This window comes from Aerococcus sp. HMSC10H05 (assembly GCF_001806975.1).
GTDB classification, from domain to species: Bacteria; Bacillota; Bacilli; order Lactobacillales; family Aerococcaceae; genus Aerococcus; species Aerococcus viridans_B.
Genome location: NZ_KV786952.1, coordinates 21,535 through 33,478, shown reverse-complemented (window position 1 = coordinate 33,478; position 11,944 = coordinate 21,535). Strand labels below are relative to the sequence as shown.

The window sequence follows — 11,944 nt, the reverse complement described above, 5'->3', positions numbered from 1 at the left end:
TTTAGTCATCAGTCCTATATATTGTAGAGCCTATAAAACAATATTCTTAAGGGAATACTAAAGAAAACTTTACCTTTAAACCTAGCTATTTCACGTATAATTTAGGGTTAGAAGAGAAATGGAGGATATGTAATGGCAGATAATCAATACCAAGGTCTATCGGATGAAGAAGTACAGTCTAGGTTAGCTTGCGGGCAAGTAAATCAGACAAGTTATTCTACACAGAAGACAAATATTGAAATTATTAAAGCGCAAGTTTTTCTTTATTTAATGCCTTGAACTTTTTATTAGCTTTCTTACTGTTGCTGGTTGGGGCATATAGTAATATAGCATTCATAGCAATTATCATATTGAATATTATTATTGGGATTGTTCAAGAAATTAGAGCCCGTAATTTGGTCAGTAAACTGACGATTTTATCGAATAAGCCGGTAAAAGTTATCCGGAGCGGTCAAGAAACTACAGTGGCTTCTACAGATTTAGTCTTAGGAGATCTGATTATATTAGAGGGGGGTGACCAGGTACCTTCAGACGCACGGGTAGTAGCGGGTTCCGGTGAATTGAACGAATCTCTTTTAACTGGCGAATCAGATGCTATTTTAAAGCAAAAAGATGATGATTTACTATCTGGTTTTTACTTAACAAGTGGTCAATTGCTGGCTGAGATAGTGCATGTTGGGGATGATAATTATGCAGAACAATGAGTAGCTGAAACAAAGTCCCAACCCTATGCACGTTCAGAATTAACCGAAGCGATTAAAAAAATTGCGAAGTTTACCTCTTTTATTATTATGCCACTTGGAATTGTACTATTCCTACAAACCTTTCTTTTAAGAAGTGATGCAGTAGATGTGGCTGTGATTAATTCAGTTGCTGCTTTAATTGGTATGCTACCTAAGGGATTAGTCTTATTGATTTCTTTAGCCTTATCAACGGCTGTATTAAAACTAGGAAAACAGCATGTTCTTGTGCAAAATATGTATGCTGTTGAAGCTTTGGCTCATATGGATTCTTTGTGTTTAGATAAGACTGGTACAATCACCCAAGGGACAATGTCAGTTGAAGGGGTTTACCCACTTGCCAATGTATCTCAACAAGTATTAGAAGAAAAATTGGCTAACTATACCGCTGCGAGTATGGATAGTAACTTAACAATGAGTGCCTTGAAACAATATTTTGAAGATCAGTCAGCTACAGTGGGTGCAACGCAAGTGATGCCATTTTCATCCGAACGAAAGTGGGGAGCAATTACTTTTGAAACAGCAGAAACAATTTTCGTTGGTGCGCCAGAATACTTACTCAATGAAATGATTGATGAGATTAATATAGCACAAAATGAGGGGTTAAGGGTTTTGTTAGTAGGTGAGTCTTTAACTACACTTGGAGATGACCAGCCTGATATTATAGATATGGGTATTCAGCCGATTGGTTATATCACACTAAGTGATCCTATTAGACCTAACGCGAAAAGGACGATGGCCTTTTTCCAAAATGAGGGTGTGGCTATCAAAGTGATCTCAGGGGATAATCCGCAAACTGTTGCTAGAGTAGCGAAAAATGCTGGTCTTGAAGGGCGTACTCAAGCGATTGATATGAGCCAAATTCAAGACGAAAAATTAGTAAGACAAGCAGCACACCAATATAATGTATTTGGCCGAGTATCACCACAACAAAAGAAATTGCTGGTTTCGGAGTTACAGGAGGCGGACCATATTGTTGGGATGACAGGAGATGGGGTAAATGATATTTTAGCCTTATCACAAACGGATTTGTCTATTGCCATGGCAGAAGGAGACGGGGCTACACGTCAAATGGCTGATTTAATTCTTGTCAATTCAGATTTTGGTGATCTACCAGCGGTCATATCTGAAGGTCGTCGAGTGGTGAATAATATTACACGGTCATCGAGTGTTTTCTTTATCAAGACCTTATATTCACTAATCGTAACACTGATCTGTATTGCATTAAATTTCCCATTTCCATTTATTCCCTTACAAATTACAATGATTGATAAATTTATTGAAGGTTACCCTGCTTTCTTCATGTCATTTGAAGCAAGTAATGAACAAGTGAAGGAACGATTCTTACCAAAAGCATTGGCTGCTGCAACACCAAGTGCCTTGACCGTGTCTTTTGCTATACTTGTTTCTTTATTCTTGGTTAAAGTGGGTATACTAGATTTTGAAACAGCTCGTACCTTTGATTATATTTTATTAACAGGCGTGTCATTATTTGCGGTATGGAAATCTTGCTTTCCATTCAATAGATTACGACTGTTTCTAGCGTTAACGAGTACAATTGCTATGTCAGTGATTGCGGTAGCATTACCATATTTTTCTGATATTTTGACTATTCAACCGATGTCAATCAATGAAGTGATTATCAGCTTTATTTTATTGGTGGTTGCTTTTGGTTTTTGGAAAATATGCCATCGCTATGAATCTCATTTTAAAGACTTTTTTATACGACTGTATCTTTAGTAGCTTTTCATTGTGACATTTTAAAGTAAGACATGATATAAAAAGGCCCCCAGTAAAACGGTAGATTACCCGTTTACTGGGGGCTATTGATATTATTTTATTTCTTCAAGCTGTCTACTTTATCTGTTTTCTCCCAAGCAAAATCTTGGTCATCTCGACCAAAATGGCCGTATGCAGCAGTTTTACTGAAGATTGGTTGGCGTAGTGATAACATGTCAATAATACCGTTTGGTGTTAAATCGAAGTTATCGCGTACTAGGGCTACTAAATCAGTTTCTGATAATGCACTAGTATTGAATGTATCAATTGAAATAGATACAGGTTCTGCAACCCCAATTGCGTATGCTAATTGGATTTCAACCTTACGAGCTAGACCAGCAGCTACCAAGTTTTTCGCTATATAACGGGCAGCATATGAAGCAGAGCGGTCAACTTTAGTAGCGTCTTTACCTGAGAAGGCACCACCACCATGGTGAGCAGAGCCACCGTATGTATCAACGATAATTTTGCGACCAGTTAACCCTGAATCGGCTTCTGGACCACCGGATACAAACTTACCAGTTGGGTTGATGAAGTAACGGGTGTTCTCATCCAACCAATTGTCAGGCATCGTAGGTTTAATCACGTGTTTGATCACATCTTGTCGGATTTGATCTAATTCGATACCTTCAGTGTGTTGTGTAGAGATAACGATGGTATCGATACGTTGTGGTTGATGATTGTCATCATATTCGATGGTTACTTGTGTCTTACCATCTGGACCTAGATAGTTTAATTCGCCACTTTTACGGGCTTCAGCTAGTCGACGAGATAGGCGGTGGCTTAAGGCAATTGGCATTGGCATTAATTCTGGTGTTTCGTCCGTCGCGTAACCAAACATAATCCCTTGGTCACCGGCACCAATCAGCTTGTTGTCAGTTTCACCCTTTTCCCGAGTTTCAATAGCGTCATCTACACCTTGTGCGATATCAAGTGATTGTTCATCTAGTGAAACCAGTACGGCAATGGAATCAGCGTCAAATCCGAATTTGCCATCACGATAACCAATTTCACGAATGGTATCGCGCACAATTTTTTGGATATCCACATATGCGCTAGTTGTCACTTCGCCGAAAACAAGAACTAATCCTGTGTTTACAGCAGTTTCGCAAGCAACGCGTGCTTGTGGGTCTTGTGCAAGAATCGCGTCAAGAATCGCATCAGAAATTTGGTCAGCTACTTTATCTGGATGTCCTTCTGTGACTGATTCAGAAGTAAATAGTCGTTTATTCATATTGTTTCCCCCAAAATATAAATTTTATGGTTACAAGGAATTTTTGCCTAAGCAAACCCTATCGGGAAAAATTTATTGTAACGTCCCCCATTATACATGATATGAAGGGAATAGTAACGGGAAAATGGCGGTATTTTCTAATTAGTTATTCTTTTTTAACGAGCCTCGTTTTATTAATCGAACTGGAATAAGTTTCTTACGTTCCTTAGGACTTGAGCCATCAATTTCGTTTAATAAATACTTCACTGCAGTTTTGGCAATTTCTTCAGTATTTTGTTCGATAGTTGATAGTGAAGGGTTTGTATATTTACTGATTGATGAATTGTCGAAACCGATAATCTGTAAATCTTCGGGAACTTTAATATCCATGTTCTGAGCTACTTTAAGAATCAAAGCTGCCATTTCGTCATTTGCAGCAAAGATACCATCGGTACCCTTATTACGTTCTAATACCGTTTTGATTTGACTTCTTATAGTTATAGTGTCAGTTGAATGAAGTTCGAAGATTTGTTCATCCCCAAAAGTAATGGCCTCATTAATTAATTGATGACGGAATCCTTCAATACGCTCCATGGTGGAAGTAGTATTTGTATCTCTAACAATGATTAATGGTTTCTTAATACCTGTTTCAGCGAAAGCCTTGGCTGCTTCTATACCACCTTGGTAGTGATCGGAAGTGATGAGTGTAATAGATTTACTTGTATTTAGCTCGCGGTCGATACAAATAAAAGGGACTTCAATATCATGAACGGATTCTTGTTTACTCGAATAATTTAGCCCAGAAATAATGATTAAACCGTCAATCATTTTACTTGTTAACATATCTATATAATTATATTCTTTTTTTGGATTCCTTCCGGTACTTGCAATAATTGTTGAATAATCATGGTTAAAAAGTTCTATTTCTATTTCTTTAACCACATTACCAAAAAAACTATTTGTAATATCGGGTACAAGTATACCGACAGAATAGCTTTTATTAATGCGTAATGATTTTGCATTAAAGTTTGTTTGATATCCTGTATCTTTAATCGCTTGTTCGACTTTTAATCTTGTTTCTTCAGAAAATCGGCCATTATTATTGATTACACGAGAGACAGTAGCTGTCGATACTCCTGTTATATTGGCTATATCTTTTATGGAAACTTTTTTCATAAGATCTCCTCGCTGATATTTATTTAGTTTAATTATACGTATCTTTATTAGTCTAAGCCAATGGAATAAAATATTTCCATGAAAGCGTTGACATATCAAAAATAATATGAGACTATATGTACAAGTTAAGAGTAAACGATTACCCAAGAAAAGTTAAGTCTTTTTTTAGTAAATGAATATTCAAAACTTCAGTTTAAAAACGATTAAATTTTTTTTAAGCATTGAGTAAACGATTACCCAATAAAGAGATATATTTTTTTAAGCATTGAGTAAACGATTACTCAAATAGGAAGGGGAATACGTATGAGTGAATTATTAATCTGCCCGTCAATGATGTGCGCTGATTTTAATAACTTAGCATCAACGGTTAGAGAATTAGACGAGGCTGGAACGGATATTTTTCATATAGATATTATGGATGGGAGATTTGTACCTAATTTTGGAATGGGTTTACAAGATGTACAAGCGATTAGAGCTAGCACCAACAAACTTGTAGATGTGCATTTGATGATTGAAGACCCTGTGAACTATATTAAATTATTCACAGATTTAGGTGTAGATATTATTTATTTTCATCCAGAGGCTGATTTGCATCCTGCGAGAACAATTGACTTGATTCATAAAAATGGTGTTAAAGCGGGTATTGCAATAAATCCCGGTACATCTATAGAGACGATAAAAAGTTTACTTCCAATTACAGATTATGTGATGGTAATGACTGTTAACCCAGGATTTTCAGGGCAAAAATATTTGTCTTTTATAGATGAAAAAATTGAAGACTTATCAAAGCTCTCTAGCAAGTACGATTATCAAATCATGGTTGATGGAGCAATTTCTCCTGAGAGAATAAAGACTTTGAATGAAATTGGTGTAACCGGATTTGTATTAGGAACTTCAGCTTTGTTTGGTAAGTCAGAAGGATATCAAGAATTAATACAAAACTTTAAACAGACCGTATAGGAGGACAATATGAAAAAAATAGGAATTGCAAGCGACCATGTAGGTGTTGATTTAAAGAATTCAATTAAAGCGTATGTAGAAGATCTAGGTTTAGAAATTGTCGATTTTGGTCCACTGTCAAAAGATAGAACGGATTACCCTAAGTATGGAAAAGCTGTGGCTGATGCGATTGTAAATAAAAAAGTCGATGGTGGTATTTTAATTTGTGGAACTGGAGTAGGGATTTCTATTAGTGCAAATAAAGTCAAAGGTATTCGAGCAGTTGTTTGTAGTGAACCCTATTCAGCAAAATTATCTAGAGAACATAATAATACTAATATAGTAGCATTTGGCGCTAGAGTAGTTGGGGAAGACCTAGCAAAAATGATTGTCAAAGAGTGGTTAAATGCTGAATACGAAGGTGGGCGACATGGTAAACGCCTTGAAATGATTGAAGATATTGAAAGTGGAAAAGCCAACGCAGATCCAGATGGAAATTTTGTGTGTTAATAGCGAATATATGGAGGAAATAGATGAAACTAGCAACAAGAATAAATTCATATTTACCAAAGTTTGATAATGATTTGGAGAAAGTGTTTGTTGAATTTAATAGATTAGGATTAACACATGTTGATTTAAATTATCCTGAACATGTGGGTGATATTGAATTTCAACAAATGAATAAACTATTAAATGCAAATGATTTAAAAGCAAATGGTGTAGCCTTACGGTTTAGAAATGAGTTTATCAATGGTGAACTAGGAAACCATGATTTGCAAATTTCAAAAGAGGCTATTCAATTAAGTAAAGATGCAGCTGATTATTGTAGAGCAGTTGGTGGAGAAATTGTGACTATTTGGTTAGGTTATGATGGTTTTGATTATGGCTTCCAAATTAACTATAGAAAAGTATGGACGCAAATCGTTGAAGCATTTCAAGAAATTGCAGATTATGCACCAGATTTGAAGATTAGTATCGAGTATAAACCTTTCCAACCCAGAGCCTATGCTTTTATAGACAGTATGGGTATTGCAGGTATGATGCTAAACGAAATTAATCGTGAAAATGTAGGTATCACTCTAGACTACTGTCATATGTTAATGAAGCATGAAAATCCTGCTTTTGCTGCTGACATCTTTGCAAGTCGTCAATTGCTTTTTGGTGTTCATATTAATGATGGCTATGGTTTAAATGATGATGGTCTAATGATAGCCTCTTCATCGCCATTTAAAACATTGGAATTTCTATATTATATTAAGAAGCATGATTATCAAGGTATTTTCTATTTTGATACTTTCCCTGTAATTGAGGATGCAGTACAAGAAACAGAACAAAATATTAAGATGATTAAGCTATTGAATGACAAGATTGACAAAATCGGTATGGAAACAATCCAAAATATTATTGATAGAAATGACGCAATCGCAGCACATGAATTATTGATTTCGTTCTTAAATTAAAGATAAACCTATGGGAGGGTAAATCTATTATGGCAAAAAAAGACTATAAAAAAATGGCAACCGAAATATTAACAGCTGTGGGTGGGAAAGAAAATATCTCAGGAATGACGCATTGTGCAACTCGATTACGGTTAAATTTAAAAGATAAATCCATTGTGGATGATGCAGAAGTTCAAGCTGTTGAAGGTGTTGTTAACGTCGTCAATAAGGCTGGACAATTTCAAATTTTAATTGGGACAGAGGTCCCTAAACTGTATGATGAATTTGAACAGTTAGTTGGCGGAAAAATCGAAACTTCTAAATCTGATAATTCAGGAGAATCGGTAAGTGTGGTAAGTAAGGTGTTCTCTGCCATTGCTGGTATTTTTTCACCACTTTTACCAGCTCTTGCGGGTTCAGGGGTCTTACGTGGATTATTACTACTGCTAGTTCAAGTTGGCTGGGTATCAGAAACTAGTGGTACCTATACAATTCTGAATTCGACGTCTATGGCTGTATTCTACTTCTTGCCTGTATTGCTTGCTTTTACTTCAGGTCGTAGATTTGGTGCGAGCCCATATATTTCAGCGTTGATTGGGGCTTCCTTATTACATCCAGATTTTATCGGATTAATGGGAGATGTAGGGAATGGTGCAACTACTTCATTTTTTGGGATGCCAGTTGTACTGATGAATTACAATTCAACGGTAGTACCAATTATCCTAGCAATTTGGATTTTCTCTTACCTGTACAAATTCTTAGATGATTATATTATTGAAAGTTTAAAACTAGTAATTGTACCACTGATTTCATTAGCAATTATGGTACCGCTTACTGTTATTGTGATTGGACCTTTAGGTGTGTATGGTGGGGAACTCGTAGCGAACGTTGTGAACTATCTAATTGAAACAAGTAATATTCTAGCGGGTATTGCAGTCGGTGGTGGTTGGAGTGTCCTGGTTAGTTTGGGTATCCACTGGGCAGTTAACCCAATCATGATTAATAATGTATCTACGTATGGTTATGACTATATTGTGCCTTTTACGTTTGCATGTAACTTTGCCGTTATTGGTACAACTTTAGGTATTGCTTTAAAAGCTAGAAACAAAGAGATTCGAAACTTTTCTTTAACTGGTGCATTTACAATTGCACTTTCTGCTATTATTGAACCAACCCTGTTTGGTTTATTAGTGAAAAATAGAAAACTGTTCTTAGCACAAATCATTGGAGGTGCCGTCGGAGGAGCGTATCTAGGATTAATGAAAGTTACAACGAATGCCTTTGTATTTGGGAGTGTGACAACATTGCCTGCATTTGTTGGGGATACTTCAGGAAACTTTCTTCATGCGATTATTGGATTAGGTATTTCACTTATTGTATCTTTAGTTATTGCTTATTTTGTGACTAGTAAAGAGGAAAAATTAGCATAATTGAAAAACTGTTATAGGTTTTACCTCTGGAAGTGAGCTTTTAAAACTTACTTCTAGAGGTATTTTTTGTGTATTCTTATACATTAGTCTTAACATAGAGCATATTGCTATTTCATGTTATAATGTTCGAGATGATTAAATGTAGCAAGTTTAAGGAGGCAGCGATGAGTTACCAAGCATTATACCGCGTTTGGCGGCCGCAGACATTTGGAGATATTGTTGGCCAAGAGGCTGTTGCGCGTACGCTGCAAAATGCCATTCGAACTGGCAAAACGAGTCACGCTTACTTGTTTACGGGTCCAAGGGGGACTGGTAAGACGAGTGCGGCTAAAATTCTATCGAAAGCGATCAACTGTCTAAACCAGGTGGATGGGGAACCATGTAATGAATGTGAGATTTGCCGGGCAATTACGGATGGCACTTTGCCGGATGTGATTGAAATCGATGCGGCGTCTAATAACGGGGTTGAGGAGATTCGTGATATCCGTGATAAGGTCCGCTATGCGCCAACGGAAGCGCAATATAAGGTCTATATTATTGATGAGGTCCACATGCTTTCAACGGGGGCTTTCAATGCCTTGTTAAAAACCTTAGAGGAACCACCAGCTAATGTCATTTTTATTTTAGCAACTACTGAGCCACATAAGATACCTGCAACGATTATTTCAAGAACCCAACGTTTTGATTTTAAACGTATTTCACGTCAGATGATTGAAGACCGGATGGCATTTATTTTAGACCAGGATGGGATTGAATATGAGAACGGTGCCCTTACTATAATTGCCCGGGCAGCAAACGGTGGGATGCGAGATGCCTTATCCTTGTTAGACCAAGTAATTTCTTTTTCTGACGGCACCTTATCACTTGAAACCAGTCGATTGGTTACTGGTGCTTTGTCAGAAGAACAGTTGGTTCAATACACAGATGCATTAGCTAAGGGACAAGTAACGGTCGCATTGGATCATTTACATGCTTTATTGGCTGGTGGTCAAGATGCAGCTCGCTTTGTAGAAGAACAGCTGGTATTCGTTCGTGATTTAATGATTGCGAAAGAAACTAAGGCAGATACATCAGTGCTTGAAGACTTGACGCAACGTTATGATGAAGCTTTCTATAGACTGGCTAAAACGATTGATGTTAGTGTCTTGTATAAGATGATGAAAGTCTTTCGAGAAACGCAAGCAGAGATTCGTTTTTCATTGCAGCCAACGATTTATTTAGAGGTGGCAACAGTACAAGTAGCAAGTCAGATTGGTGGGCAAACGAATGCAAGCCAAGGGCATATGCACCAAGCTCCTGTAGGTCAAGAAGGAGACCATGTCTTACCAACGCAAGTGAGTCAAGCCATAGCTGAACTGCAAGAGCAAGTGGCGAATTTAACTGCACAGGTAGAAAATGGCGGTACGCAACCAACAAAACCTGCGCCAAGTAAACCAGCTAAACGCTCAAGCAATGCTACAGCCTTTACACCAAACCTTACGAAGGTCTTTCAAGTGTTGAATCAAGCAACTAAGAAAGATTTAAATGATATTGCGAGTTTATGGGAAGGGCTAATTGAGAGCTTACCAAGTATGCAAGCAGCTTTATTAAAGGCAACCTTCCCAGCAGCAGCGTCACCGAATGCTTTTGTCGTCCGCTTTGATTATGAAATTCTATGTAAAAAAGTGGATGAGGATATAGAGACACGTCAAGAAATTGAACGGATTTTATCCAATCAATTAGGGCATCCAACTAAGATGTACTATTTAACGAGCGACCAATGGCAATCTGCAAGACAAAGTTATGTACAAGCTATGAAAAATGGCAATTTAGATGATCTAGTGGGTAGTGATGCGATCGCTACAAAAGGGTCAGCAACGGATGCGGAAGCCTTTACCCAAGAGGATGAAGCGTTGGATGATGGTCTAGATGAGAATGGTTTAAATGAAGAAGAGATTCGTTCACGTCAAGAACAGATAGACCATGCAACTTCACTATTTGGTAAAGATAATGTTACAATAATAGATGATTAAGTCATATCAAATATGATGAAAAGTAAACAATTATAGTAAGCAATAAGGAAAAGATAAAGGAGATAATAAAATGGCAGGCGGAATGGCAAATATGCAACAAATGATGCGTAAAATGCAAAAGATGCAACAAGAGATGGAATCAGAACAAAAGAATATTGAATCAAAGGAATTTCAAGGTACTGAACCATCAGGTATGGTAAATGTTACTGTAACAGGTGACCGTCGTGTAAAAGCGATCAATATCAAACCGGATGCAGTAGATCCTGAGGACGTTGATATGTTACAAGATTTATTGATTGCAGCAGTCAATAACGGACTTGAAAAAGTAGATACTGAAACTGCAAATGTTATGGGTAAATACACAAAAGGTATCCCAGGACTATAATCAACGTAAAGTTTATAGTTGCGCATGAACAACGGTTTTTACCATGGGTAGTAGGACTATCCATGGTATTTTTGAGAAAATATCGTATGACCCATAAGGATAGTGAGTCTATATGCACCACTACCTAGTATTGGTGTCCTATATTGTTAGCGTATGACCTTTTTCAATAAAAGGTTTAAAATGTAAGGAAAGTTAGATGCAGGGGTGTAGAGAATGCAATATCCAGAACCAATTGCCAAGTTAATCGATTCTTTTAGTAAATTGCCAGGGATTGGCCAAAAGACAGCATCAAGATTGGCTTTTTTTGTCTTGGACATGCCTGAGGCGGATGTACTGCAATTTGCTTCGTCTTTAGTAGATGCTAAACGTGAGCTACGATACTGTTCAATTTGCGGTAATATTACCCAATCTGACCCATGCGAGATTTGTACAGACGAACATCGTGACCGTTCACGCATTTTAGTAGTAGAGCAAGTACGTGATGTGGTATCTATGGAAAGGATGCGGGAATACCATGGTTTGTATCATGTTTTACATGGTGTTCTATCACCTATGGAAGGAACTGGCCCAGAGGATTTGAACATCCAATCTCTACTGACTCGCTTGCAAGATGACCAGGTTAAGGAAGTGATTGTTGCCACTAATGCAACCGCCGAAGGGGAAGCAACCGCTACCTATCTTTCTAGATTAATTAAACCTGCTGGTATTCAGGTCTCACGGATTGCTTACGGTTTATCCGTGGGGAGTGATATTGAATATGCGGACGAGATGACCTTATTACGTGCCCTTGAAGGCCGGCGTGACATCGATTAATGAACGAACAACAGATTT

General features: G+C 37.4%; 9 protein-coding genes, 1 pseudogene and 1 riboswitch. Of the genes and pseudogenes, 8 read left to right on the top strand and 2 right to left on the bottom strand.

Annotation, left to right across the window (positions count from 1 at the left end; all coding sequences use genetic code 11):
* Positions 1-132: 132 nt before the first annotated feature.
* A pseudogene (locus HMPREF3116_RS09330) lies at positions 133-2,480 on the top strand (HAD-IC family P-type ATPase).
* A 97-nt stretch (positions 2,481-2,577) separates the two neighbouring features.
* Here the strand turns inward: HMPREF3116_RS09330 and metK are convergent.
* Entirely contained in the window at positions 2,578-3,753 is a 1,176-nt protein-coding gene (gene metK / locus HMPREF3116_RS01685; protein WP_070467258.1) for a methionine adenosyltransferase, read from the bottom strand.
* A riboswitch (SMK box riboswitch) is annotated at positions 3,751-3,839 on the bottom strand. It overlaps the preceding gene by 3 nt.
* Positions 3,840-3,894: 55 nt before the next feature.
* Entirely contained in the window at positions 3,895-4,908 is a 1,014-nt protein-coding gene (locus HMPREF3116_RS01680) for a LacI family DNA-binding transcriptional regulator (RefSeq protein WP_070467257.1), read from the bottom strand.
* Between the two features lie 303 nt (positions 4,909-5,211).
* Here HMPREF3116_RS01680 and rpe point away from each other — a divergent pair, with 303 nt between their 5' ends.
* From rpe to recR, 7 genes are all read left to right on the top strand, one after another.
* Positions 5,212-5,868: a ribulose-phosphate 3-epimerase gene (gene rpe, locus HMPREF3116_RS01675; protein WP_070467255.1), complete on the top strand. Its 657-nt coding sequence runs from the start codon at positions 5,212-5,214 to the stop codon at positions 5,866-5,868.
* Positions 5,869-5,877: 9 nt separating this feature from the next.
* Entirely contained in the window at positions 5,878-6,357 is a 480-nt protein-coding gene (rpiB, locus tag HMPREF3116_RS01670) for a ribose 5-phosphate isomerase B (protein ID WP_070467254.1), read from the top strand.
* A 23-nt stretch (positions 6,358-6,380) separates the two neighbouring features.
* The gene (locus HMPREF3116_RS01665; RefSeq protein WP_070467252.1) at positions 6,381-7,307 is read left to right on the top strand and encodes a sugar phosphate isomerase/epimerase family protein; all 927 of its coding nucleotides are present in this window, start codon (positions 6,381-6,383) and stop codon (positions 7,305-7,307) included.
* Positions 7,308-7,336: 29 nt separating this feature from the next.
* Positions 7,337-8,716 (top strand): PTS transporter subunit EIIC, encoded by a 1,380-nt coding sequence (locus HMPREF3116_RS01660; protein ID WP_070467250.1) that lies wholly within the window; start codon positions 7,337-7,339, stop codon positions 8,714-8,716.
* 164 nt (positions 8,717-8,880) lie between these two features.
* Positions 8,881-10,728: a DNA polymerase III subunit gamma/tau gene (gene dnaX, locus HMPREF3116_RS01655; RefSeq protein ID WP_070467248.1), complete on the top strand. Its 1,848-nt coding sequence runs from the start codon at positions 8,881-8,883 to the stop codon at positions 10,726-10,728.
* 70 nt (positions 10,729-10,798) lie between these two features.
* The gene (locus tag HMPREF3116_RS01650; protein WP_070467246.1) at positions 10,799-11,113 is read left to right on the top strand and encodes a YbaB/EbfC family nucleoid-associated protein; all 315 of its coding nucleotides are present in this window, start codon (positions 10,799-10,801) and stop codon (positions 11,111-11,113) included.
* A 213-nt stretch (positions 11,114-11,326) separates the two neighbouring features.
* A complete protein-coding gene (gene recR / locus HMPREF3116_RS01645; protein WP_070467245.1) occupies positions 11,327-11,926 on the top strand; it encodes a recombination mediator RecR in 600 nt (199 codons plus the stop codon).
* Positions 11,927-11,944: the final 18 nt, after the last annotated feature.